The 22,887-nt window shown below is 67.2% G+C and carries 23 protein-coding genes; 10 read left to right on the top strand and 13 right to left on the bottom strand.

What is annotated here, in order from left to right; all coding sequences use genetic code 11:
* Nucleotides 1–19: 19 nt before the first annotated feature.
* From ACP56T_RS06850 to dnaQ, 4 genes are all read right to left on the bottom strand, one after another.
* Nucleotides 20–829, bottom strand: a complete 810-nt coding sequence (locus ACP56T_RS06850; protein ID WP_430911375.1) for a YdcF family protein — start codon at nt 827–829, stop codon at nt 20–22.
* A 166-nt stretch (nt 830–995) separates the two neighbouring features.
* Nucleotides 996–1,958, bottom strand: a complete 963-nt coding sequence (locus ACP56T_RS06845; protein ID WP_430911374.1) for a cell division protein FtsX — start codon at nt 1,956–1,958, stop codon at nt 996–998.
* Nucleotides 1,958–2,656: a cell division ATP-binding protein FtsE gene (ftsE, locus tag ACP56T_RS06840; RefSeq protein ID WP_430911488.1), complete on the bottom strand. Its 699-nt coding sequence runs from the start codon at nt 2,654–2,656 to the stop codon at nt 1,958–1,960. The genes ACP56T_RS06845 and ftsE overlap by 1 nt, the downstream gene beginning before the upstream one ends.
* Before the next feature lie 145 nt (nt 2,657–2,801).
* Nucleotides 2,802–3,527, bottom strand: a complete 726-nt coding sequence (gene dnaQ / locus ACP56T_RS06835) for a DNA polymerase III subunit epsilon (RefSeq protein WP_430911373.1) — start codon at nt 3,525–3,527, stop codon at nt 2,802–2,804.
* A 233-nt stretch (nt 3,528–3,760) separates the two neighbouring features.
* Here dnaQ and ACP56T_RS06830 point away from each other — a divergent pair, with 233 nt between their 5' ends.
* The 3 genes from ACP56T_RS06830 to ACP56T_RS06820 all read left to right on the top strand — a co-directional run bounded on the left by ACP56T_RS06830 (nt 3,761) and on the right by ACP56T_RS06820 (nt 5,881).
* Complete coding sequence (locus ACP56T_RS06830; protein ID WP_430911372.1) at nt 3,761–4,738, top strand: zinc-ribbon domain-containing protein; 978 nt, start codon at nt 3,761–3,763, stop codon at nt 4,736–4,738.
* Between the two features lie 59 nt (nt 4,739–4,797).
* On the top strand, nt 4,798–5,367 hold the full coding sequence (hpt, locus tag ACP56T_RS06825; RefSeq protein WP_430911370.1) for a hypoxanthine phosphoribosyltransferase: 570 nt from the start codon (nt 4,798–4,800) through the stop codon (nt 5,365–5,367).
* Between the two features lie 148 nt (nt 5,368–5,515).
* Nucleotides 5,516–5,881, top strand: coding sequence for a response regulator (locus ACP56T_RS06820; RefSeq protein ID WP_430911369.1), 366 nt, complete (start codon nt 5,516–5,518; stop codon nt 5,879–5,881).
* A gap of 83 nt (nt 5,882–5,964) precedes the next feature.
* On the opposite strand, the gene ACP56T_RS06815 is transcribed toward ACP56T_RS06820, so the two are convergent.
* The 4 genes from ACP56T_RS06815 to ACP56T_RS06800 form a co-directional block, all read right to left on the bottom strand.
* On the bottom strand, nt 5,965–6,807 hold the full coding sequence (locus tag ACP56T_RS06815; RefSeq protein ID WP_430911368.1) for a calcium-binding protein: 843 nt from the start codon (nt 6,805–6,807) through the stop codon (nt 5,965–5,967).
* A gap of 238 nt (nt 6,808–7,045) precedes the next feature.
* The gene (locus ACP56T_RS06810) at nt 7,046–7,732 is read right to left on the bottom strand and encodes a uracil-DNA glycosylase (protein ID WP_430911367.1); all 687 of its coding nucleotides are present in this window, start codon (nt 7,730–7,732) and stop codon (nt 7,046–7,048) included.
* Nucleotides 7,729–9,255 (bottom strand): bifunctional metallophosphatase/5'-nucleotidase, encoded by a 1,527-nt coding sequence (locus tag ACP56T_RS06805; RefSeq protein ID WP_430911366.1) that lies wholly within the window; start codon nt 9,253–9,255, stop codon nt 7,729–7,731. Before ACP56T_RS06805 ends, ACP56T_RS06810 begins: the two co-directional genes overlap by 4 nt.
* Nucleotides 9,256–9,313: 58 nt before the next feature.
* Nucleotides 9,314–10,267, bottom strand: a complete 954-nt coding sequence (locus ACP56T_RS06800; protein WP_430911365.1) for a class I SAM-dependent methyltransferase — start codon at nt 10,265–10,267, stop codon at nt 9,314–9,316.
* A 135-nt stretch (nt 10,268–10,402) separates the two neighbouring features.
* Here ACP56T_RS06800 and hemH point away from each other — a divergent pair, with 135 nt between their 5' ends.
* Both hemH and ACP56T_RS06790 read left to right on the top strand, forming a co-directional pair.
* Nucleotides 10,403–11,482, top strand: a complete 1,080-nt coding sequence (gene hemH / locus ACP56T_RS06795) for a ferrochelatase (RefSeq protein WP_430911364.1) — start codon at nt 10,403–10,405, stop codon at nt 11,480–11,482.
* A gap of 45 nt (nt 11,483–11,527) precedes the next feature.
* Nucleotides 11,528–11,695 carry a hypothetical protein gene (locus tag ACP56T_RS06790; RefSeq protein ID WP_430911363.1) on the top strand — a complete coding sequence of 56 codons (168 nt, stop codon included), beginning with the start codon at nt 11,528–11,530 and terminating at the stop codon, nt 11,693–11,695.
* Nucleotides 11,696–11,744: 49 nt separating this feature from the next.
* On the opposite strand, the gene ACP56T_RS06785 is transcribed toward ACP56T_RS06790, so the two are convergent.
* Entirely contained in the window at nt 11,745–12,656 is a 912-nt protein-coding gene (locus tag ACP56T_RS06785; RefSeq protein ID WP_430911362.1) for a peptidylprolyl isomerase, read from the bottom strand.
* Nucleotides 12,657–12,912: 256 nt separating this feature from the next.
* On the opposite strand from ACP56T_RS06785, the gene ACP56T_RS06780 reads away from it, so the two are divergent.
* The 3 genes from ACP56T_RS06780 to ACP56T_RS06770 all read left to right on the top strand — a co-directional run bounded on the left by ACP56T_RS06780 (nt 12,913) and on the right by ACP56T_RS06770 (nt 16,820).
* Entirely contained in the window at nt 12,913–13,275 is a 363-nt protein-coding gene (locus tag ACP56T_RS06780) for a hypothetical protein (protein WP_430911361.1), read from the top strand.
* A 238-nt stretch (nt 13,276–13,513) separates the two neighbouring features.
* Nucleotides 13,514–16,396 (top strand): preprotein translocase subunit SecA, encoded by a 2,883-nt coding sequence (secA, locus tag ACP56T_RS06775; protein ID WP_430911360.1) that lies wholly within the window; start codon nt 13,514–13,516, stop codon nt 16,394–16,396.
* Nucleotides 16,397–16,400: 4 nt separating this feature from the next.
* Entirely contained in the window at nt 16,401–16,820 is a 420-nt protein-coding gene (locus ACP56T_RS06770) for a GNAT family N-acetyltransferase (protein WP_430911359.1), read from the top strand.
* A 9-nt stretch (nt 16,821–16,829) separates the two neighbouring features.
* Here ACP56T_RS06770 and zapE read toward each other — a convergent pair whose 3' ends face one another.
* Nucleotides 16,830–18,044: a cell division protein ZapE gene (zapE, locus tag ACP56T_RS06765; protein ID WP_430911487.1), complete on the bottom strand. Its 1,215-nt coding sequence runs from the start codon at nt 18,042–18,044 to the stop codon at nt 16,830–16,832.
* Nucleotides 18,045–18,282: 238 nt separating this feature from the next.
* Between zapE and ACP56T_RS06760 the strand changes: the two genes are divergently transcribed.
* Entirely contained in the window at nt 18,283–18,900 is a 618-nt protein-coding gene (locus tag ACP56T_RS06760; RefSeq protein ID WP_430911358.1) for a GNAT family N-acetyltransferase, read from the top strand.
* An 82-nt stretch (nt 18,901–18,982) separates the two neighbouring features.
* Here the strand turns inward: ACP56T_RS06760 and ACP56T_RS06755 are convergent, their stop codons facing one another.
* Both ACP56T_RS06755 and ggt read right to left on the bottom strand, forming a co-directional pair.
* Nucleotides 18,983–19,753, bottom strand: a complete 771-nt coding sequence (locus ACP56T_RS06755; RefSeq protein WP_430911357.1) for a lysophospholipid acyltransferase family protein — start codon at nt 19,751–19,753, stop codon at nt 18,983–18,985.
* A gap of 96 nt (nt 19,754–19,849) precedes the next feature.
* Entirely contained in the window at nt 19,850–21,517 is a 1,668-nt protein-coding gene (ggt, locus tag ACP56T_RS06750; RefSeq protein WP_430911356.1) for a gamma-glutamyltransferase, read from the bottom strand.
* A 450-nt stretch (nt 21,518–21,967) separates the two neighbouring features.
* Here ggt and ACP56T_RS06745 point away from each other — a divergent pair, with 450 nt between their 5' ends.
* Nucleotides 21,968–22,189 (top strand): hypothetical protein, encoded by a 222-nt coding sequence (locus ACP56T_RS06745; protein WP_430911355.1) that lies wholly within the window; start codon nt 21,968–21,970, stop codon nt 22,187–22,189.
* A 72-nt stretch (nt 22,190–22,261) separates the two neighbouring features.
* Here the strand turns inward: ACP56T_RS06745 and ACP56T_RS06740 are convergent, their stop codons facing one another.
* On the bottom strand, nt 22,262–22,882 hold the full coding sequence (locus ACP56T_RS06740; RefSeq protein ID WP_430911354.1) for a Maf family protein: 621 nt from the start codon (nt 22,880–22,882) through the stop codon (nt 22,262–22,264).
* Nucleotides 22,883–22,887 lie beyond the last annotated feature (5 nt).

The raw sequence follows: 22,887 nt of genomic DNA, 5'->3' as shown, positions 1-22,887 counted from the left end.
ACCCAGGTCCGAAACGGAATCAGTCGGCGGAGGCGCGCATCAGCGGCTCGGCGACCATCTTCACGGGCTTGCGGCGCCCGAGCAGTACGGCGGCGCGGGAGCGCTCGGGATCGTCCTCGAATCGGGTCCGCACCCAGGCCGCGAGGAACTTCACGTATTCAGAGGCGAGGAGCCGGGCCGAGGGCGGATGCGCCCACCAGCGCCCGGCATCGAGCCCCTCCGTGACGACGGGATGGGCGAAGACGCGGTCGTCCGCGAAGCCGTCATCGGCCTTCAGCGCGTGGTCGATCTCGATGAGGGTGCGCGGCATGTGATAGTTCGAGGTCACGACGGCGACCGTGTCGAAGCGGTTCAGGCGCATCCAGCGCCGGGTCTCGATGGCGTTGCCGATGGTGTTGCGGGCCCGGTAGTCGAGATCGACGCAGCAATCGATCCAGTGGCGCTGGGTCGGGTTCAGCCGGGCGATCTCCTCCCGGCTGGTGCGCTCGTTGACGCCGCTGATGAGGAGCCGGCGCCCATAGCCGCCGGCGAGCAGGTCGATGGCGTCGCCGATGCGCTGGGCGCCGCCCGTCAGCGCCACGATCCCGTCGGTGCGGCCGGCCGGGGCGCGCTCGGCGCGTTCCAGCCCGTCGACGAAGGTCACGAAACCGCCGGCGAAGGCGAGCCAGCCGACGCAGGCCGCGCCGAGCACCGCCTTGCCGAAGCCGCCGATGCCGCGCGGCGCCTTCCGCTCGGACACCCGGCCCCGGCGCGGCGTGCCGATGGCGGCCGGCTCGCTCCAGGCCCAGCCGATCGCGTCGGCTCGTCCGTTGTCGGTTGCGGCAGACATCCGCGGCGTCGTTCTCCAGCGCTCGGCCGGCGAGTCCGGCCTTGGACAGACGCGCATTGCGCGCCTCAGATGTTCACAAATGGTTAACGGCCCCGTCAAGCCTCTCGCCCGGCACCCGAATCCGGCAGGTGGAGAAGTCGGACAACGCGGGCGCCCCCGCGCGGGTTCAGGCGAGGAAGCGGCGCACCGTCAGACGCGAGACCACGCCCGTGACGAGGGAGGCGATGACGCCGATGAGCATCACGCTGGCATAGCCCCGCCAGCCGACATGGAAGCTGCCGAACAGCGCCTCGATCTCCTCCCCCGCCGGGCCCGACCGCCAGGCCCCCGCGAGCAGGCCGGCGAGCACGAAGGCCGCGATGGCGCAGGCCGCTCCGATGGCGCCTCCGCGCAGCCCCAGGCCGAAGAAGCGCCGCTGGAAGGCGCGGGCGATGAAGTCGTCGTCGGCGCCCACGAAATGCAGCACCTCCACCACCTCCTTGTTGCCGGCCATGGCGCCGCGCGTGGCGAAGGCCACCGCGAGCCCCGTGGCGATCAGCACCAGGGCGACGATACCGACGCCGACGCCCACGAAGGTGTTGGCCATGGTCGAGAGCCGCTGGAGCCAGAGGGCGTGGTCGTCGAGGCTGGCGACGCCGGGCAGCGCCTCCGTCAGCCGCGCGCGCAATTGCTTCAGGTCCGCGGCTTGGCTGTCCGACAGGCGAAGCGTGATGAGGCGCGGCACCGGCAGGTCCGAGAGGTCGAGCCCGCTGCCGAGCCAGGGTTCGAGCAGGCGCTCGGCCTCGGCCTTGGAGAAGACCCGCGTGCCGGCGATGCCGGGCTCCGCCTTGGCGATTGTGTCGGCCCTGGCGATGTCGGCGTCGAGGTCGCGGCCCGGTCCCGGCCGCACCTGGATCGTCACCTCGCGCGAGACCGCGCCCTGCCACTGGCTCGCGCTGGTGGCGGCGATCTCGGCCGCGCCCGCGCAGAGCGCGGCGAGGAAGGTGAGGATCGCGATGACGGCGGCGAGCGAACGGCTCGCGGCGGAATCCGTCGGCACCAGGGGCGCATTGCGCCTCAGCGTCGGGGGCAGGGCCGGTTCGGCCGCCGCCGTCATCGGCGTCACGGGGCGGGCTGTCGTCTCGGCCATCATCCCTCGATCCGCAGGCGGCCCTCGCCCAGCACCATGCGCCGCGCCTCCACGAGGTCCATCAGGCCGTAATCGTGGGTCGCGATGATGACCGAGGTGCCGAGCCGGTTCAGCTCCACGAAGAGCCGCAGCAGCCGGCGTCCGAGCTGGGGATCGACGTTGCCGGTGGGCTCGTCCGCGAGCAGCAGCTCGGGCCGGGCGATGAGGGCGCGGGCGATGGCCGCGCGCTGCTTCTCGCCGCCCGAGAGGAGCGGGGGGAGCACATGCATGCGCTCGCCCAGGCCCACCCAGCGCAGCAGCTCCACGACCTCGGCCCGGTAGCTCGTCTCGAGCCGCCCCTGGACGCGCAAGGGGAGCGCCACGTTCTCGTAGGTGGTGAGGTGGTCGAGCAGGCGGAAATCCTGGAAGACCACGCCCATGCGCCGCCGCAGGGCCGTCAGCGCGGCGCTGGAGATGCCGCTGACCTCCTCGCCGAACACCGAGACGAGGCCGCGCGTCGGGCGCACCGACAGCAGGATCAGGCGCAGCAGGGTGGTCTTGCCGGCGCCGGAGGGGCCGGTGAGGAACTGGAAGGAGCGCGGCGCGATGCGGAAGCTGACATCGCTCAGCACCTCCGGCCCGAGGCCGTAGCGCATGCCAACGTTCTCGAAGGCCACCACCGGCGCCTCGGCCCCGGAGAGAAGGCTGTCGCTCTTCACGCGCTCGTTCAAGATCGGCCCATTCGCGGTCCCGCCCGACGATCCCGCCGCCGCGCCGGGTGGCGGTGATTCGTCCCCTCTGGAATGAGCGGGCGGCGCGGGGTTTTCAAGTCGGTCGCGCGGCGGGCGCCGTCCGGCGACCGCTTCAGGAGGGGGGCAGCTCCTCAATATACTCGCGCCAGACGGCCGCGCCGCCGAGGGTCGCGACGAAGGCCGCGTGCGCCGCCCGCTCGGCCGGGCTCAGGCGGGAGCGCGCCGCGGCGGTCCTCTGCACCGCCGCCGCCACCTCTCCGGGACCGGAGGCGGCCTCCTCTTCCTCGGCCGGCATCAGGCCGAGGCTCGTCTGCTTGCCGCCGAGGAGCTCGATATAGACGCTTGCCAGGATCTCGGCGTCGACGAGCGCGCCGTGCTTGGTCCTGCGGCTGTTGTCGATACCGTAGCGCGCGCAGAGCGCGTCGAGGTTGTTGGCCGCGTTCGGGTGCTTGCGGCGCGCGAGATGGAGCGTGTCCACCACGTCGGCGAGGTCGATGGCGCGGGGGGCCGCCGCGCCGAGCCGGGCGAATTCCGCGTTCAGGAAGCCGACGTCGAAGGCGGCGTTGTGGATGACGAGCCGCCCCTCGCCGCAGAAGGCCAGGAAGTCGTCGAGCACGTCGGCGAAGAGGGGCTTGTCCGCGAGGAAGGCGTCGGTGAGCCCGTGGACCGCGAGCGCTCCCTCCGAGACCGGGCGCTGCGGGTTGATGTAGCGGTGGAAATCGCGCCCCGTCGGGACATGGTCCAGAAGCTCGACGCAGCCGATCTCGATCAGCCGGTCGCCGGCCTTGGCGTCGATGCCCGTCGTCTCCGTATCGAGCACGATCTCGCGAATCGCCACTGGTTCACCCCCGTTCCGGCCCGTTCACAAAGCCCGTCCGTTCCGTGCCACGGCCCGCCCGACAGGGACAAGGCCGGCCCGTCCGCTCCCGGACGGCGGAATTCCCGCGCAATGCGGTAGCGCACTTACCGCGCCGTCCCGCGCCCGAAAGCACCGCCTTCACGCCGAATTAACCCTGTCGGCGGACAACCGCAGTCCGGTCCCGGCCGTCCGAGGACAAGGCTCGCGCCCCGATGCTCATCACCTGCCCGCGCTGCTCCAGCTCGTTCCGAATCGACGTCGATCGCGTCGGGCCGGAAGGGCGCTCGGTGCGCTGCGGGGCCTGCCGCGAGCCCTGGTTCGTGTCGCCGGCCGACGTCCTGACCGCGCAGGCGGCGGAACTCGGCGCCGCCGCCGACCCGGAACCCGCCGCCGCGCCGTCCGAGCCCGATGCGGAACTCGCCGCCTGGCTCGCCCCCCCGCTCGAGCCCGCCCCGTGGGAGAGCGCCGTTCTCGACAACGTGCCGCCGCCCCCGGCCCGGCCTATGAAACCCAACGCGCGCGGCAACGCTCGGAGCGGACGCCCGGCCGAGGCCGGGGCCTCGATCCGCAAGGGTTTTGCGGGGCTGTCGCCCGCCACGGCGGCGGGGCTCGCGATCCTCGCGGCGATCCCGCTCGCCTGCCTCGCGCGCGTGCCGGTGGTGCGGGCCCTGCCCCAGACGGCGGGGCTCTATGCGAGGATCGGCCTGCTGGTGAACCTGCGCGGCCTGGAGCTGCGCGACGTCGCCGCCTTCCGCAATCCCGCCGATGCGGGACGCCCGGCCGAGCTCGTGGTCGAGGGCGATCTCGTCGGCACGGCGCGGGGCGATTCGCCAGTGCCGGGGATCGAGGTGAGCCTGCGCGATGCCGCCGGACAGGTGGTGGCGACCTATCCCGTATCGGCGCCGCGCTCGGTGCTCGGCGAGGCCGAGACCGTGCGCTTCCGGGGCCGCTTCCCCGATCCGCCCGCCGGGGGCCGCTCCATCGAGGTGCGGTTCGCCGCCATGGGCGCGCGCGACGCGGCGAAGGGCGAACCGGCTCACGGCTCCTCGGACAAGGCCGAGGCCGGCCATGCTCCCGCGCCGGGAAAGGCCGCTCAGGATTCCGCCCACGATGCTTCGGCCCACGGCGATTCGGCTCACGGTCATGAGCCCGCGCCGGCGCCGGCCTCCGCCGCGAGCCACGCCCACTGAGCGGCGAACGGTCAGCAAATGGGCGCGTCAACCCGCGCGGAGGCTGCTATAGGAGCCTCATGACCACACCCGCCCATCGCGTCCGCGTCCTCTTCGACGAATCGAGCATCGCCCGCCGCAACGAGGAGCTGGCGGAAGCCGTGCGCGCCACGCAGCCGCGCGACCTGCTGGTGGTGGCCGTGCTCAAGGGCAGCTTCATGTTCGCGGCCGATCTGCTGCGCGCCATGCACCGGGTCGGGCTGACCCCGCAGGTCGAGTTCGTCCATCTGTCGAGCTACCGCACCGGCACCGTCTCGTCGGGGCAGGTCGAGATCCTGCGCGACGTGCAGAGCGAGGTGCGCGGCCGCGACGTGCTGCTCGTGGACGACATCCTCGAATCGGGGCGCACCCTGGTCTTCGCCAAGGACCTGCTGATGGCGCGCGGGGCCAAGCGCGTGCTGAGCGCGGTGCTCCTCGAGAAGCCGGGCAAGCGCGCCGTGACCATCGAGGCGGATTTCGTCGGCTTCACCTGTCCCGACGTGTTCGTGGTCGGCTACGGGATGGACGCGGCCCATGCCTACCGACAGTTGCCCTTCGTCGGCGTCGTCGATTTCGACAGCCCCGACCCGGACCTGTTCGGCGGCGCCTGAAGGCCGGTCCCGCTGAGGCCGCGGCGTCACACCACGGCGTCATCCGCGCGCATCTCCGGCCGGCGGGAACCTTTGCCGCAGCAGACGCTTGACAAGCGACTGAACTGCTTGCGTCTTTCGCAAGTGCGTAAGGCTGCGACGGACCGAGATGGCGCGTATTCTCCTCGTTGACGACGAAGAGACGGTGAGAGGCTTCCTCAAGCGCGGTCTCGAGATCGACGGCCATGCCGTCGTCACCGCCATCGACGGCAGCGACGGGCTCGACCGTCTGACCGAATCGGATGGCGGCTTCGACCTGATGCTCACCGATATCCGCATGCCGCTCATGGACGGCATCGCCCTGGCGCTGGCGGCCAAACGCGACTTCCCCGACCTGACGATCCTGCTGATGACGGGCTTCGCCGACCAGCGCGAGCGGGCGAGGGGTCTCGACGCCATCGTCACCGACGTGCTGACGAAGCCGTTCTCCCTGTCCGACCTGCGCTCCACGGTGAACCGGGCGCTCGCCGCCTGACGCTGTCGCTCAGGGCAGGAGATCCCCCGCGTTCGGGCCGTTCATGCCGGGGGCGGGCGGCCCGCCCCCGGAATTTGGTCGGCTCAGAGGATGAAGTCGCCCGCGTTCAGCGATCCCATACCGGGGGCCAGGAACACGTCGATGCGCATGTCGGCCACGTAGCCGTCGACATTGATCCAGACGCTCTGGATGGTGTCGCCGGACGGCTGGTGCTCGACGGCACCCACCCAGACCGAGCCCGGAGCCGAGCTGCTGACGAAGCTGAAATGGTCGCGCCCGTCGGAGATGGCGAGGCTGCTCAGGTCGATCCGGTCGCCCTCGGCGCGGCTGAAGTCGCGGATCTGGTCGTAGTCGGTGAGGGTACTGTCGGAGACGCGGGTGTAGACGAAGCGGTCGGCGCCGGCGCCGCCCATCAGGTAGTCGCCGCGATCGTCGCCGTAGAGACGGTCGTTGCCCTCTCCGCCCGACAGCGAATCGATGCCGCCGTTGACGGTGTGCGAGAGGAAGTTGTCGCCGTGCAGCTCGTCGTTGCCGGAGCCGCCCATCAGGATGTCGTTGTCCGCGCCCCCGAAGAGGAAGTCGTCGCCGGAGCCGCCGTCGAGGGTGTCGCCATCGTCGCCGCCGAAGAGCCGGTCCGAGCCCGAGCCGCCATAGAGCTTGTCGTTGCCCGCGCCCGTGATGATGACGTCGTCGCCCGAGCCGCCATAGACCGTGTCCCAGCCGCTGCCGGTGGTGATGGTGTCGTTGCCGGCGCCGGCATTGATCGACTGGGCGATGAAGTACTTGTACTCGAAGGTGTTATTGCCGGATCCCAGGTTCTGGAAACCGCTCTTGTCCATGTCCTCGACCAGAGTGAACGTGTAAGGCACGTATATCTTGCTGGCATCGAAGGTGGTCGACAGGGCAAGCGTGAATGTGAACGGCATGGTCGGCTCCGGATGAAGAACAATGGATCGATGTTTCGTCGCAACGCCATCAATCCCTAGTTTTATTCATCCCGTACGTGCGTTCAGGCACACCATTTACTGAATGCTTTTCGCTTCTTGAAAATCGATCGGCACGAAAATCAAGACATCCTTATTCCGTGCGCCGTCGTTCCGACGCGATAATCTGAAGCGATGCGTGCCGTAGCGCACGCATGCGCCGTTTCATGGGCGGGACCGATCAATCGATCCGCCAGTCGATCGGCGCCAGCCCCCGCTCCGTCAGCCAGGCATTGGCCTTCGCGAAGGGCCGGCTGCCGGGGAAGTCGCGGGCGCGGTTCAGCGGCGAGGGGTGTCCGCTCTCGATGACCGCATGCCTTGAGGCGTCGACGAGAGCGGCGCGGGCGCGGGCCTGCGCCCCCCAGAGCAGGAACACCGCCGGGCGCGGGCCGGCCGAGACTGCCGCCACGGCCTCGTCCGCGAGCCGCGACCAGCCGTAGCGCAGATGCGCGCCGGCCTTCCCCGCCTCCACCGTGAGCGCGGTGTTGAGGAGCAGCACGCCCTGCCTCGCCCAGGGGCTGAGGTCGCCGCCGCGCGGAGGCTCGGGCGACGCCTCGGCGAGGATCACCTTGAGGGAGGCCGGCAGCCGGCGGGAGCCGACATAGGAGAAGGCGAGCCCGTTGGCATCGCCCGGCGTCGGGTAGGGATCCTGCCCGAGGATGACGACCTTCACGGAGGCGCGCGGCGTCAGCGCGAGGGCCCGGAAGACGGTGCCGGGGGCCGGCAGCACCTGCGCGCCCTCGGCGATCCGGGCATCCACGCGGGCGGCGACTACCTCGGCGGCGCCGTCCTGGAAGAAGGGCAGCGCCGCCCAGTCCGAACCGGATTCGCGGAACGCGTCGAGGGCGGCGCGGACGGGGCCCGTCATCGGCGGACCATGATGCGGCCGCCCGCTTCGACGGAGAGAGGGGAGGTCTTGCGCACGAAACCCATCACCTCGTTGGCCAGGAGCTTCCCATCGCTCGGGCCGATCAGGATGCGGCCCTTCGCGAACATGCCGTAGCCGTTGCCGCCCTCGTAGAGGAAGGAGTTCGTGGCGATCCGGTAGAGACGGTCCTCGTCCAGCGCCTCGCCGGCGATGGTGACGGCGGCGACGCGCCGGCCGGCGGGCGCGGTGGCGTCCACCGTGACCGCCATGCCGGAGACCTGCGGGAAGCGGCCCGCCGGCCGGCCGAGATCGGCCAGGCCGTTCTCCAGGGCCTCCCTGACCTGCCGGCCGCTGAGGGCGACGAGCACGGTGGTGTTGCCGAAGGGCAGCTCGGTGAGGATGTCGCGGCGCGTCAGCACGCTGCCGGCGGGATAGAGCCGGTCGCCGCGAATGCCGCCGCCATTGGTGATGGCGGCTTGCGCCCCCGTCGCGTCGCGCAGCGCATCGGCGACGAGATCGCCGAAGCTCGATTCGGCCGCGCGCACGCTGACGATGCGGCTGTCGAGGGGCGTCAGGGTCTCGCCCAGCGCTCCATCGAGCTCGCGCGAGAGGCTGCTCTCATACTGCCGGACGAGGGCGAGCGTCTCCGGGTCCGGCGTGACGGTCGCGGTGTCGTGGATGCGAAAGCTCGGACGCCAGGTCACGCGCCGCGCCTTGCCCTCGCCGCTCACCTCGGCCCGCACGTCGACGGCGGTGACGTAACGGGCGTCGAAACTCGATTCCACCAGCACGCGGGCGCCGTCGTAATGGACGAGGAGATCGTGGTCGTGGCCGGAGAGCAGGATGTCGACCTGGCCGCCCGCGACGATGGCCAGATCTGTCGGCCGGGCGGTATGCGCCACGGCGACGATCATCTCGGCACCTTCCGTCCGCAGCAGCGCGCATTGGTCGGCGAGGGTTTCCATCTCCGCCGAGAAGCGCAAGGGGCCGCTCTGCGACTTCTCCGGCGTGCTCGCGAGCGCGATGCCGACGACCCCGACCCGGATGCCGCCGAGGGAGACGATCATGCGGTCGCGCACACCCGGCAGCGGCGTGCCGTCGCCGGCGCGCAGGTTCGCGGCGAAGACGGGAAAGGCCGCCTCCTTCATGCGCTCGGCGAAGACGGCGGGCCCGAAATCGAACTCGTGGTTGCCCGGCACGAAGATGTCGGGAGCCGCGAGGTTGAGCAGCGCCACGATGTGGGCGCCCCGGTCGAAGCCCGACATCAGCGAGGGCGAGAGCGTGTCGCCGGCATGGGCGTAGAGCATCGGGACGCCGCGCGCCCGCTCGGCTTTCACCACGGCGTTGAGGCGTGCGAAGCCGCCGCGCCCGTCGACCTCGGCCATCTGGTAGATGTCGTTGACGAGGAGCAGGCTGAAGGTCGGTTCGGAAGCGGTCTTCTCCCCGGCCTGTGCAGGCAGGCCGGCGGCGAGCACCGCGCCGGCTCCGAGGCCGAAGGTCTGGCGGCGGCTGGGGCGTGGCATCGGGGCGGCATCTCCGAGGGGCGGCCCCGGAGTTCTAGACGGCGATCGTGACGCTCTGTCAGCGCTTTGCGAGACCGTCCCGCACGGCCTTGGCGTTGCGTCTCACCATCGGCCAGATCCAGGCGCCGGAGGCGAGGTAGGCGGCGGCGGGCATGGGCTTGAGCGCCACCGCGAGACGCTCGGCGAGACCGGGCGCGGCGATCCTCGGGACCGGCGCATCGGTCTTGCGGTAGACCACGGTGGTGTCCTCGCGCCAGTAATCCTCGTGCGGCACCAGACCGGCGCGGCGGGCGGTGAGGTCGAAGGTCTCGCGCACGAAGCCGTGGACATGGGCGAAATGGAAGCGCTCGTGCGGCGGCTTGCCGGTGGCGGCCATATTGGGCACGGCGGCATAGATCACCCCGTCCGGCTTCAGCCAGCGGGCGAGGCGCTCGATCACGTCGGCCGGATCGCGCAGGTGCTCCATGACGTGATGCGTGGTGACGACGTCGAAATAGCCCGGCTCGAAGCGGTCGTCGCCGGCATCGTCCAGCACCTCGACCCCGTGATGCGCGCGGGCGTAAGCCGCGTAGTCGCGCCCCGGCTCCACGCCGATGGCCTCGCAGCCGAGGGCGCGCGCCGCCGCCAGGAACTCGCCCGAGCCCGAGCCGAAATCGAGCACCCGCGCGCCGGGTTTCAGCTTCGGCGCCAGCAGGCCGGCGCGGAAGGCCGCCTCGCGGGCGGAGCGGTTGAGGTGGTGGCGCGGCGGACCGCCGGCGAAGGCGAGCTGGTAGTCGGCGCGATAGGCGGTAGCGTAGTAGTCCGCGAGCTCGGCCACCGTCGGCATCGGATCGGTGCGGATCAGGCCGCATTGGGTGCAGGCGACGGAGCGCAGCGTCTTCAGGCGGCGGTCGGTCTCGGCGACCACGATGCTCTCGTCCGATCCGCACAGATTGCAGGCGGCCGGCGCCCCCGTGTAGGGGTAGCCGGTGAAGGGCATGAAATGCGTGAGGAAGTAGCGGGGAGACGGCATGTCGCGCCCTCGATGACGGGAGATTCCCGGCTGGAAATTTCGCTCTCGGGTTTCGTGCTCTAGTTAGATATGCCGGGCGGCACAACCGCGACGCCCCGCTCAACAGCAAGGGCGGTCGCCGCCGCCGGAATCCCGATGAACGAACGCGTCGCCCCCACCGACCTCGCGCCCGCCGCGACCCTCGCGCCGCAGGCCTCGGGCGGGACGCTGCCCGAGGGCCATCCGGCCGTGCGCTGCGGCCGCGTCGGCGTGCTGCTGATGAATCTCGGCACGCCCGAGGGCACGAGCTACTGGCCCATGCGTCGCTACCTCAAGGAGTTCCTCTCCGACCGGCGTGTCATCGAGGTGCCGCGCCTGATCTGGTGGCCGCTGCTCAACCTCGTGATCCTGACCAAGCGCCCCGGCCCGAAGGGCAAGGACTACGCGAGCGTCTGGAACACCGAGCGTGACGAGGGGCCGCTGAAGACCATCACGCGGGCCCAAGCCGAGCGCCTCCAGGCGGCCATGGGCGACACCGTGGTGGTCGACTGGGCCATGCGCTACGGCAAGCCGGAGGTGTCCTTGCGCATCCAGGCCCTGCTCGACCAGGGCTGCGACCGTATCCTCCTGGTGCCGCTCTATCCGCAATACGCCGCCGCCACCTCGGCCACCGCCTGCGACCAGGCCTTCAAGGCGCTGATGCAGATGCGCTGGCAGCCGAGCGTGCGGGTCTCGCCGCCCTATCACGACGATCCGGTCTACATCCGGGCGATCGCCGATTCGATCCGGGAGGGCCTGGCAAAGCTCGATTTCGAGCCGGAGGTGATCCTCACCTCGTTCCACGGGGTGCCGAAGAGCTACCTGCTCAAGGGCGACCCCTACCATTGCCAATGCGTGAAGTCGGGCCGGCTGATCCGCGAGGCGCTCGGCTACGCGACGGACAAGATGCGCACCACCTTCCAGTCGCGCTTCGGCAACGAGGAGTGGCTCAAGCCCTACACCGACGAGACGGTGAAGGAGCTGGCGAGAAGCGGCGTGAAGCGCATGGCCATCGTGGCGCCGGGCTTCACCGCCGACTGCCTGGAGACGCTCGAGGAGCTCGACGGCGAGAACCGCCACTATTTCGAGGAGAACGGCGGCGAACGCTTCGCCTACATCCCCTGCCTCAACGATTCCGACCTCGGCATGAAGGTCATCGAGCACGTGGTCGCACGCGAGCTTCAGGGCTGGGTCTAGACGGCGACGCGCCGCCGTCTATCCTTCCCGGCAACGGATCGCGGGATGGGAGGGACGGCAATGGGCTTCTTCATCGGGATCGCCTGCCCGTGGCTGGTTCTCGCCGTGCTGGAGACGATGGCCCAGCGCCGCGCCCGCGAGCTGGCGGGACCGGACCTGATCCTCAACGCGACGCCGTCGACCTCCGCCTACCTCGCGCCGACCCTCGCCTGAGAGAGGGGAGGGCCGTCCGAGGCCCGTCCCCCCCTCTCGCGCTTTCGGATCAGGGCTTCTTCGGCTCGCCGACGGGCGCCTCGGCAGGGGCCGGGGCGGCGGCCGTGCGCTCGATCTTGGCGCTCTCGCGCAGCTTCAGGATGATGTCCTGCTGGGCCTTGCGCACGAGGTACTGGTCCACCTGATCCTTCATCTCGGCGAAGCTCGGCACCGGCTTGGTGCGCTTCTCCTCGACCTTGATGACGTGCCAGCCGAACTGGGTCTTCACCGGGTCCGAAATCTGCCCCGGCTGCATCTTGAAGGCGGCCTCGGCGAAGGGCGCCACCATGCGCTCCTTGGTGAACCAGCCGAGATCGCCGCCCTCCGCCTTCGAGCCGGGATCCTTGGAGGCTTCCGCCGCCACCTTGGCGAAATCCTCGCCGCCCTTGAGGCGCGCGGCGATCTTCTTGGCCTCCTCCTCGTTCTCCACGAGGATGTGACGGGCGTGGACCTCCTCCTCCGGCTTCATCGCCTTGGCGGTCTGGTCGTAGAGGGCCTTCGCCGCCTCCGGGGTCGCGGCCTTCTTGGCCTCGCGCTCGAGGTAGTCGTCGAGGAGGAGCTTGTCGCGGAAATAGCTCATCTTGCGCTTGAACTCGGGGGTCTCGCCGACCTTGGCGGCCTCCGCCGCCTGGGCGCCGATGCGCAGGTCGACCATGTAGTCGACGAGCAGGTTCTTCTTCTGCGCCTCGTCCACCCCCGGCAGGGAGAGCGCCGGATCCTCGGCCGCGATGGCGAGATCGCCCTGCGTGATCTTCGAGCCGTTCACCGTCGCGACCACCGTCTCCGGTGTTGCGGCGGCAGCGGCCGGAGCGGCCGCCGGTGTCGGCGTCTGCGCCAGGGACGGGGCGACGCCCATCAGGGAGACGGCCGTGACCGTGGCGAGGGCGAGCGCGCTCGCGCGGCGGGTGTTCGTCATCGGCATCTCTGGGGCGTCCTCGGATAGGCTCTTCGGGGAGCCTTCTTCGAAAAAGGCTCTCGGAAAGGTCTCGGCGGCCGGGCGGCCGCGGCAATCGCGCTCTCAGGTGGCTCGCGGACGGTCCAAACGCAAGCGCCGCCGGACGATCGATATCCACACGGAGCCGTGAACGGCGCGCCGGATCCGGCGCATTCGAGGCAGGCACGCGACGCTTCGTTAAGGCGGGCGTGCCTAGCCTTCGCTCTCTATCCCGGAGGGGCGCATGCGGATCGTCTCCATCATCCACGCGGCGAGTCTCGTTCTCGTGCTCGCCGTTCCGGCCACCGAGGCGCAAGCCAAGGGTCGGCGCGGCTTCGGCGGCATCTGGACGGCCGCTCATGCGCCCGTGCCGCTCAGGGGGTCCGGACTGCGCGTGACGCCCGTGGTCGCCGCAGCACCCACCGTCGCGGGATCCGCTCCTGCTCAGCCTCCTCGCGAAGCGAAGGCACCGGAGGCCGGGGGCGATCTCAAGCCGGATGCCAAATCGGACGCCAAACCGACGATTCGCGAGGTCGTCGCCGTCGTGCCATGGTGCGCCAATGGCCGTGTCATCGGGTCGGGCCAGGGCTTCTGCGAAATCAACTGACAGTTGCGCATCGCGCTGCCCGGATCGTTCGGGCGGCGGCTGATATCGAGCGTGACTCCGCTCGACCGGGACCGGCTGCGTCACCACCCGCGCCGGGGTGCCCCTACCGGATGCGCCCGCCGATATTTACCTCTATAAGCGCGCGCAAACGACCCGCGCCGGGCTTTCCCGCGCGGCTTTCCCGACTGCGACCGTGCCGAAGCTTCCGGCACGGCAGTCCCGACTGGTGGTTCCCTCGATGCTCGGTGCCCTCGCCAAGAAGATTTTCGGCTCGTCCAACGACCGCCGGGTGAAGGGCTATCGCCCGCGCGTGGCGGCGATCAACGCGATGGAGCCGGAGCTCGCGGGCCTGTCCGACGACGATCTGCGCGCGCGCACCGCGATGCTGAAGGGCGAGCTCGCCGCCGGCAAGAGCCTCGACGACATCCTGGTGCCCGCCTTCGCCACCGTGCGCGAGGCGGCCAAGCGCGTGCTCGGCCAGCGCCATTTCGACGTGCAGCTCATCGGCGGCATGGTGCTGCACGAGGGCGGCATCGCCGAGATGAAGACCGGCGAGGGCAAGACCCTGGTGGCGACGCTGGCCGTCTATCTCAACGCGCTGGCGGGGGAGGGCGTCCACGTCGTCACCGTCAACGACTACCTCGCCTCGCGCGATGCCGAATGGATGGGCCGAGTCTACCGGTTCCTCGGCATGAGCGTCGGGACCATCGTCCACGGGCTCGACGACGCGCAGCGCAAGGACTCCTACGCCTGCGACATCACCTACGGCACCAACAACGAGTTCGGCTTCGACTACCTGCGCGACAACATGAAGTACGAGCTCGCGCAGATGGCGCAGCGCGGGCACAACTTCGCCATCGTGGACGAGGTCGACTCGATCCTGATCGACGAGGCGCGTACCCCGCTCATCATCTCCGGCCCGGTGGACGACCGCTCCGAGCTGTACGTCTCCGTCGACGCGATCATGCCGCAGCTCATGCCGGAGCATTACGACCTCGACGAGAAGCAGCGCACCGTCTCGCTCACCGAGGCCGGCAACGAGTTCATCGAGGAGGCGCTGCGCGAGGCGGGCATCCTCAAGGACGGCGACCTCTACGACGGCCACAACGTCACCATCGTCCATCACGTCAACCAGGCGCTGCGGGCCAACACGCTCTTCACCCTGGACAAGGACTACATCGTCAAGAACGACGAGGTGGTCATCATCGACGAGTTCACCGGCCGCATGATGCAGGGCCGGCGCTACTCGGAAGGGCTGCACCAGGCGCTCGAGGCCAAGGAGCGGGTGACGATCCAGCCCGAGAACCAGACGCTAGCCTCGATCACCTTCCAGAACTACTTCCGCCTCTACGGCAAGTTGGCGGGCATGACCGGCACCGCCTCCACCGAGGCCGACGAGTTCGCCGAGATCTACAAGCTCGACGTGGTCGAGATCCCCACCAACAAGGAGGTCGAGCGCGTCGACGAGGACGACGAGGTCTACCGGACCGTAGAGGAGAAATACGCCGGCATCATCGCCGAGATCGACAAGGCGCATAATCGCCTTCAGCCGATCCTGGTCGGCACCGGCTCCATCGAGAAGTCGGAATACCTCGCCGAACTGCTGAAGAAGGCCGGCTACACGCCGCTGGACTATTCCGACCTCAACGCGCTCACCGACGTCTACAAGGCCGCCCGCGAGGGCCGCGTCACCAAGCGCTTCGCGGTGCTGAACGCGCGCTTCCACGAGCAGGAAGCCTATATCGTGGCCGAGGCCGGCGTGCCCGGCGCCATCACCATCGCCACCAACATGGCCGGGCGCGGCACCGACATCAAGCTCGGCGGCAATGTGGAGATGCGCGTCGAGAAGGAACTCGCCGGGCTCGAGGACGGCCCCGAGCGGGACGCGAAGGTCGAGGCGATCAAGGCCGAGATCGCGGGCTATCGCGACAGGGTGCTGGCCTCCGGCGAGCCGGCCGATCCGGCGGCGGGCCGCAAGAAGGACCTGCCCGGCGGCCTCTACATCATCGGTACCGAGCGCCACGAATCCCGCCGCATCGACAACCAGCTGCGCGGCCGCTCCGGGCGCCAGGGCGATCCCGGCCGCTCGAAGTTCTACCTGTCGCTCCAGGACGACCTGATGCGCATCTTCGGGTCCGACCGCATGGACGGCATGCTCCAGCGCCTCGGCCTGGAGCAGGGCGAGGCGATCATCCATCCCTGGATCAACAAGGCCATCGAGAAGGCGCAGCAGAAGGTCGAGGCGCGCAACTTCGACATGCGCAAGAACGTGCTCAAATACGACAACGTCATGAACGACCAGCGCAAGGTCGTGTTCGAGCAGCGCCGCGACTTCATGGCCCAGGAGAGCGTGCGCGAGACCGTGGACGAGATGCGCCACGGCGTCGTCGACGATCTCGTCGCCGTCCACATCCCCGCCAACGCCTATGCCGAGCAGTGGGATGCCGCCGGTCTCGCCGAGCGCGCCCGCGAGGTGCTTAACGTCGAGGCGCCGGTGGAGGACTGGGCCAAGGAGGAGGGCATCGCCGACGAGGAGATGCGCGAGCGCCTGCGCAAGGCGTCCGACGAAGGTTACGCGGAGCGCGTCGAGAAGAACACGCCCGAGCTGATGACTTATATCGAGAAGCAGGTGCTGCTCCAGACCCTCGACCATCTCTGGCGCGAGCATCTCGTCACCCTCGACCACCTGCGGCAGGTGATCGGCTGGCGCGGCTTCGCCCAGCGCGACCCGTTGAACGAGTACAAGTCGGAAGCTTTCGACCTCTTCAACGGCCTCGTGGCGTCCTTGCGCGAGCAGGTGACGGGCCAGCTCTCGCGCATCGAGATCATGTACCAGGAGCCCGAGGCGCAGGAGCCGCCGGCCCTGCCGCCGATGTTCGCCCAGCATCTCGACCCCGCCACCGGCGAGAACGAGATGAGCTTCGACGGTCGCGGCTCCGGCAGCGACGGCGGTGCCGGACCGGCCTATGGCTACGCGGCGCAGAGCCTGTCGGCCGACACGGCGGTGCTCGAGCGCAACCCCGACGACGCCACCACCTGGGGCCGTGTCGGGCGCAACGAGCCCTGCCCCTGCGGTTCCGGCAAGAAGTACAAGCACTGCCACGGCACGCTCACGGCCTGAGCCGGTGAGCGGCGGCATCGTCTACGCGGTCGATCCGTCCTTGAGCGCGGCGGAGTTCCGCCGCGTCCTCGTCTCGTCGGGTCTGGCACCGCGTCGCCCCGCCGACGACATCGACCGGCTGGCACGGATGCTGGCGGCCGCGGACCTGATCGTCACCGCCCGCGTCCTCACGCCCGAGCGCACGCTCGTCGGGGTCGCGCGGGTGCTGACGGATTTCTCCTACTGCGCCTATGTCTCGGACCTCGCCGTGGACAAGGCCCAGCAGGGGCGCGGCATCGGCCGGCGCCTGCTCGACACCGTGCGCGAAAAGGTCGGCCCGGAATGCAGCGTGCTGCTCACCGCCGCGCCGGGGGCGGTCTCGTTCTACGAGCGCATCGGCATGCCGCGCGTGGAGCATGCGTTCCGATACGACAAGGAGCGGTAGCCGCCGCGCTCAGGTCTCGACGAGTCCGGTGGTCGCGCCGGATGCCTGGGAATTGCCGGCTCCCTTGGGGAGCGCGAGGTATTCCGCCGAGCGCATCTCGATCAGCCGTGAGACCGTGCGATCGAACTCGAACGCTTCGCGTCCATCGGTCGCCGTGTAAAGGCCGGGCGCCTCCGCCGCGGCGGAGGCGAGAAGCTTCACGCGGCCGTCGTAGAGCGTGTCGACGAGCGTGATGAAGCGCTTGGCCTCGTTGCGGTTTTCCTCGCCCATCACCGGGATGTCCTCGAGGATCAGCGTATGGAAGGCGTTCGCCAGCGCCATGTAGTCGGACGCTCCCAGCGGCTTGGCGCAGAGATCGGCGAAGCGGAAGCGGGCGACGCCTGCGGCCTCCTCCGGCACCTCGACCTCCCGGCCCTTCACCTTCAGCGTCGAGGCGGAGCCCTTCGCCTTTCCCGTGAGGCCGCGGAAGGCCGCGTCGAGCGCCGAATGGGCGGTCTCGTCGGCGGGGACATGCCAGACCGACGCGCCGCCGAGCTTCTCCAGGCGGAAATCCGTACGCGAATCGAGCCGCAGGACTTCCACGCGCTCCTTAAGCTCGGCCAGAAAGGGCAGGAACAGCGCCCGGTTGAGGCCGCCCTCGTAGAGCCGGTCCGGCTCGACATTCGAGGTCGCCACGACCGTCACGCCGCGCTTGAACAGGGCGCCGAACAACCGGCCGAGAATCATGGCATCGGCGATATCGGTAACGGTGAACTCGTCGAAACAGAGCAGGGTCGCCTCGTTCGCGAGCGCATCCGCGACGGGCGCGATCGGATCTTCCGCCTGGACGGTTCCCGCCTTCAGCGCTTGCCGGTAGGCATGGATGCGCTCATGCGCGTCGGCCAGGAAGCCGTGAAAATGCACGCGCCGCTTCTTGCCCGGCGCGGCCTCGTAGAAGAGGTCCATGAGCATGGTCTTGCCGCGACCGACCGATCCCCAGATGTACAGACCCTTTGGAGGTCCTGCGGTCTCCGCCTTGCGCCCGAAGAGCCAGCCCAGCGCGCTGCCTTTGCTCGCCCGCCGCCGTCGTTCCAGCGCGATCACCAGACGGTCGAGCGCCTGGACCAAGACGGCTTGCGCGGGATCGCGTTCGATCGCGCTGCTTCGCACCAGCGCCTCGTAGCGATCGTGGACGGGCCCCGGCGATAGGGGGGTCTCGCGAGCATCCTTCGATGGTTCGGTCACGGCATGGCTCGACGGTTCGCGATGCGTGGGATGGCGGCCTCGAGCCGGAAAGGATCGTCCTGTGCCTCGCGCCGGCAACGCGGGCAAGAGGATAGGCCATTGGTTCAAATGTGAACTAGGTCGTTTTGCTGCATTGCACAATGAATTCGGCCATGCCACATCTCCTCTGCCTTGAGGGAGGTTTCACCCGGCTTCCGAGCGATCACGCGCTTGCCATGCCCCGGAGACCGACAAGCCCATGCCTGAACGTCTTTCACACGGAATCACGATCCGACGTCTGTGGCGAAGCGATCGCGCGGCGGTCCTCGCCTATTTCCTGCGTCTCGATCCAGAGACGCGCGCCAACCGCTTCATGGGGACGGTGAGCGAAGCGGGTGTGCGCGCTTACGCCGAACGCGTGCTGACGACCGAGGGACTTGTGTTCGGCGCCTTCGCCGATGGGATCCTGCGCGGCCTCGGCGAGTTGCGGCCCGACGCCGAAACGCCCATGTCGGCGGCCGTCGGGATGAGTCCCGTGGTGCTTCGTCCGCTGGGCACCTGCGCCGAGGCGGCCTTTGCCGTGGAGCGGCCCTATCGCCGCAACGGGATCGGCTCGGCTCTGTTCGAGCGTATCGCCGAATCCGCCCGCAATCGCGGAGTGGTCGACCTGCATGTGCGCTGCCTGTCGCGCAACGCGCCGATGAGGGAGCTCGCGAGGAAGCACGGCGCCGACCTTCACGCCGCCGGATCGGAGACGGACGGCGCCCTGCATCTGCCGCAGCCCACTCCCTTCTCGTTCTGGCACGAGAGCATCGCCTCGGCTTTCGACATCACCCTCGCACTGACGGCCTCGGGCAACCGCCAACCGATCCCTTGAGATCGGCGGCGGATCGGTCACGACGGGCGGGGCTGCATCGCTTGCGTCGACATTTCCCTGCCGGACGAGACCGGGACGACGGTCAGCCAGCGCGCGAAACGGTATCGTGCTCGGGCAGCACGATACCGCGTGCGGCCAATTCGGCACGGCCTTTGTCGAGCAGCACGTTCGAAGCCGTCTCGACCCGTTCCTGAATGAGGGCGAGGAAGGCTGTGCGTTCCATGCCGGCCGGGATCGGCGGCAGGAACTCGATCACCGCCGTGCCCGGCCGGCGAACGAGGCTGCGGCGGGGCCAGAACAATCCCGTGTTCACCGCCACGGGCACACAGGGCACTCCGAGACGCGTGTAGAGATGGACGAGCCCGAGCTTGTAGGCCGGCGGAGCGCCGGGGGGCCGGCGCGTCCCTTCGGGAAAGATGATGAGCTGGCGCCCCTCAGCGATGGCATCGGCAGCCGCGCTGTTCATCAGCGTCATGGCCTTCGAGCCCTTGCTCCGGTCGATGGCCACCATGCCGGCACGCATCATGTACCAGCCGACCACGGGAATGAAGAGCAGCTCCCGCTTCAGGATGTAGGCGAAGTCCTCCAGAACCAGGGTCATGGCCAGGGTTTCCAGCACGGATTGGTGCTTGGCTCCGAGGAGGAGCGGCCCTTTCGGTATGTTGTCCAGGCCGCGAAATTCGTAGGCCACGCCTCCGAGAACGCGCAGCAGCCAGAGCGAGCCGCCGGCCCAGGCACGCACGAGCTTCAAGGTCGTCGATCGTGAGACGACGCTCGGCAGACCCAGGATCCCGATGAGCACCGTATAGAGATAGAAGCAGGCGTTGAAGGCGAGGGCGCGAAGGACTGGCATCGCTCGGAGGTATCGTTGGGCTCGAGGCCGATGCAGCCCCTGTAGCCCATTTTGCGCCACCCTGCTGCGGCTCTCGGGGAAAAACCGCGGTGCATCTCAATACCCCTCGGCGAGGGTCCCGCGCTGACGCGGATCGGATGCGCCGGCGAGAAGCCCGTCGATCCGCATCACGGAGTTCGCCGAGCCCGAGGGGGTTGCGACCTTCACCTTGTGGCCCTTCGCCCGCAGAAGCGCGAGGGTATCCGGCGACAGGCCCTCCTCGACCAGGAGAACATCCGGCCGCCATTGGTGATGGATACGCGGGAAGGCGACCGCCTCGGCAAGGTTCATGCGCAAATCGACGAGATTGACGATGACCTGGAGAACGGTGGTGATGATGCGGCTGCCGCCGGGGCTACCCGTCACCAGAACGAGCTTGCCGTCGCGCAGCACGAAGGTCGGGCTCATGGACGAGAGCGGCCGGGCGCCGGGCGCCACGGCGTTGCTGTCCCCTCCGACGAGCCCATAAGCGTTGAGGGCGCCGGTTTTGGCGGAAAAATCGTCCATCTCGTTATTGAGAAGCACCCCCGTGCCTTCGGCGACCAATCCGATGCCATAGGAGAAATTGAGCGTGTAGGTGTTGGCTACCGCATTGCCCTCGGCGTCCACCACCGAGAAATGTGTGGTCTCCGTATGCTCGAAAGGCAAAGGATCGCCGGCCTTGACCTCATCGGCGGGTCGCGCGCGGTTCAAGTCGATAGCGGCGCGCAGGCCATTCGCGTAGGGTTTGGCGATCAATCCCGCCACCGGGACCTTCACGCGGGACGGATCGCCGAGCCAGGATGCACGATCCGCATAGGCCGGCTTCATTGCCTCGGCCATGACGTGGAGCGCCTGGGCGCTGCCGGCACCCATGGATGCCAGATCGTAGCCTTCGAGGATGTTGAGCATCTCGATCAGATGCACCCCGCCGGAGCTCGGAGGCGGCATCGAGACGATCTCGTAGCCACGATATTGTCCACGTACAGGTTTGCGAATCACGGGTTTGTAGGAAGCCAGATCGGCTTCGGTCATCACGCCACCGGCATCTCGAACGGATTCGGCGATTCGCCGGGCGATATCGCCTCGATAGAAGGCATCGGGACCGGATTCCGCGATTGCGTGTAGGGTGCCGGCCAAATCGGCCTGAATCAGCGTAGCGCCACGTGGAAGCGGTGTTTCGCCCTGAAAAAAGATGCTGCGGCTCGAAGGCCAGCGTCCCAACAACCCCGCAGCGCGCGGCAGGGAATCGGCAAGGCCCGATTCGACCGGAATACCGTTGCGAGCGAGTTTTTCCGCCGGCGCCATCAAATCGGCCAGAGAGAGCTTTCCCGAACCATACAAACGATGCGCTTCTGCAAGCCCGCGCACCGTACCTGGTACTCCCACCGCCTTGCCGGTTCGCGTCGAAGCATTGCGATCGGGTTCACCCGACGCGTTCAGGAACATCGTAGCGGTTGCGGCCGCAGGTGCAGTCTCACGATAATCGATGGCAATGTCCTCGCCTGTCTTGGCAAGATGCACCATCATAAAGCCACCGCCGCCGAGATTGCCCGCACGCGGCAAAGTCACCGCAAGAGCAAATCCAACAGCTACAGCCGCATCGATGGCATTGCCTCCTTTCTCCAGAACAGCGACACCAACATGTGTCGCTAACGCCTCCTGAGAACTGACCATCCCGTGGCGCGAAAGAACCGGCAGTAACCGCGCTTCATCCGGTGTCACAATACCAGACTCGACTTGCATCGGGCTCGGATCAGCCTGTCCTCTTACTGAACTCGTTGAAGCAATGAAACATGTAATTCCAGATATGATTAAATGAAAGAATGATTTTTTCATGAGAAATGGATATCCTTTTTCATGATGGCGTCCTATACAATATAATTCCGTATTATATTTAAAAGTACAGCATTATTTATTTAAATAATTCCTATCATAGTTGTATAATCTATACCTATATATGAATTTCATTAAGACAAGGCTATGAAGATTAACCTCAGAAAATTTGCTATGTATGTCAATAACCTATGGATCTGTTAGACCTTCTGGACCGGTCGTTTTCGACCGAATCACCATGTCGACGGACGTCAAGAGGTGGACTGCCTTATCGCATAAACGTTACAACGGCGAAGCTTGGCGAGTCGGCGCGCGAGCTTGCTGAAGCACCTGTTGGACGATCGAGAGGACGACAGAACGATGCAGAACATCACCGTATCCGCTCGCGAGCGCGACACCGTACTAGCTGCTCTACGCTACTACCAGTTCTATCGGATGCAGGGGCATCCTTTTGATCCACGACAGGATCATCTTATCGACGCTATCGCCAACGAGACCGGTGACGCTCTTGACGTGTCGGAAATCGACGATCTGTGCGCGGGGTTGAACGGCAACCTTCACGCGCTTGCCGCCTCGTCCTGATACCATAACCAACTCGGGGTAGCTTTTGAGCCACCCCAGATAGCACTGAACAAGTCATCAGAAATTTTCAATTCAATCTAACTGCATAATACCGTTTGAATAAAAATAGTCTATTATCTGATAAATTGGAATTCCCAAAATCGAACTATAAGATCCGATTATTTTTTTGAACAGAAAAACACCTTCGTCTTCAAAATGATAACCTCCAACACTGTCTAGAACATGCGTTGAAATATTTTTCTCTATATATTTTTCGATTTCATATGGCGACAATCGTTTTACGAAGATCGAAGCAGATTGAGAGAAAATAATCTCTCTGGCGTTCGGTCCAATAAGAACAGCTGCCGAATGTAGTGTATGATGTTTTTCAGAAAATAACGCTAATCTATTAAATAATTCATCCCTACTAGAAATTTTATGAAAAATTTCATTTTGAAATTCCAATATTTGATCAGAACCAAGTATCCACTTATGTTCGCGATCTTTATGTATAGACCAAGCCTTTTGCTTGGCTAAAAAGACAGCCATTTTCTGCGGGCTATCTTTAAACGGAACGCCCTGATCAGCATCTCTCTCGTCAACTTTATGTTTAACAATTTCTAACGGTATCGAAAATCTTTCCAATAAAACTCTACGAACACGACTGCTTGAGGCAAGCACAAGTGGAGATGACAAAGTCCAAATAGGTTTCATGGGCT

It is taken from the genome of Methylobacterium endophyticum (genome assembly GCF_050591105.1).
Classification (GTDB): domain Bacteria; phylum Pseudomonadota; class Alphaproteobacteria; order Rhizobiales; family Beijerinckiaceae; genus Methylobacterium.
The sequence above is the reverse complement of the archived record's forward strand: the minus strand, read 5'-3'. Positions and strand labels throughout refer to the sequence as shown.

Bases quoted from the DNA above. Each gene is read 5' to 3' on its own strand.
- ACP56T_RS06830 (WP_430911372.1), top strand. From the start codon at position 3,761: ATGCTCATCACCTGCCCGCGCTGCTCCAGCTCGTTCCGAATCGACGTC.
- ACP56T_RS06755 (WP_430911357.1), bottom strand. From the start codon at position 19,753: ATGCCAGTCCTTCGCGCCCTCGCCTTCAACGCCTGCTTCTATCTCTAT.
- ACP56T_RS06845 (WP_430911374.1), bottom strand. From the start codon at position 1,958: ATGGCCGAGACGACAGCCCGCCCCGTGACGCCGATGACGGCGGCGGCC.
- ACP56T_RS06810 (WP_430911367.1), bottom strand. From the start codon at position 7,732: ATGACGGGCCCCGTCCGCGCCGCCCTCGACGCGTTCCGCGAATCCGGT.
- ACP56T_RS06800 (WP_430911365.1), bottom strand. From the start codon at position 10,267: ATGCCGTCTCCCCGCTACTTCCTCACGCATTTCATGCCCTTCACCGGC.
- ACP56T_RS06850 (WP_430911375.1), bottom strand. From the start codon at position 829: ATGTCTGCCGCAACCGACAACGGACGAGCCGACGCGATCGGCTGGGCC.
- ACP56T_RS06740 (WP_430911354.1), bottom strand. From the start codon at position 22,882: ATGAAACCTATTTGGACTTTGTCATCTCCACTTGTGCTTGCCTCAAGC.
- ACP56T_RS06820 (WP_430911369.1), top strand. From the start codon at position 5,516: ATGGCGCGTATTCTCCTCGTTGACGACGAAGAGACGGTGAGAGGCTTC.
- secA (WP_430911360.1), top strand. From the start codon at position 13,514: ATGCTCGGTGCCCTCGCCAAGAAGATTTTCGGCTCGTCCAACGACCGC.
- ACP56T_RS06760 (WP_430911358.1), top strand. From the start codon at position 18,283: ATGCCTGAACGTCTTTCACACGGAATCACGATCCGACGTCTGTGGCGA.
- ACP56T_RS06815 (WP_430911368.1), bottom strand. From the start codon at position 6,807: ATGCCGTTCACATTCACGCTTGCCCTGTCGACCACCTTCGATGCCAGC.
- hpt (WP_430911370.1), top strand. From the start codon at position 4,798: ATGACCACACCCGCCCATCGCGTCCGCGTCCTCTTCGACGAATCGAGC.
- ACP56T_RS06745 (WP_430911355.1), top strand. From the start codon at position 21,968: ATGCAGAACATCACCGTATCCGCTCGCGAGCGCGACACCGTACTAGCT.
- ACP56T_RS06780 (WP_430911361.1), top strand. From the start codon at position 12,913: ATGCGGATCGTCTCCATCATCCACGCGGCGAGTCTCGTTCTCGTGCTC.
- ACP56T_RS06805 (WP_430911366.1), bottom strand. From the start codon at position 9,255: ATGCCACGCCCCAGCCGCCGCCAGACCTTCGGCCTCGGAGCCGGCGCG.
- ggt (WP_430911356.1), bottom strand. From the start codon at position 21,517: ATGCAAGTCGAGTCTGGTATTGTGACACCGGATGAAGCGCGGTTACTG.
- hemH (WP_430911364.1), top strand. From the start codon at position 10,403: ATGAACGAACGCGTCGCCCCCACCGACCTCGCGCCCGCCGCGACCCTC.
- ACP56T_RS06785 (WP_430911362.1), bottom strand. From the start codon at position 12,656: ATGCCGATGACGAACACCCGCCGCGCGAGCGCGCTCGCCCTCGCCACG.
- ACP56T_RS06790 (WP_430911363.1), top strand. From the start codon at position 11,528: ATGGGAGGGACGGCAATGGGCTTCTTCATCGGGATCGCCTGCCCGTGG.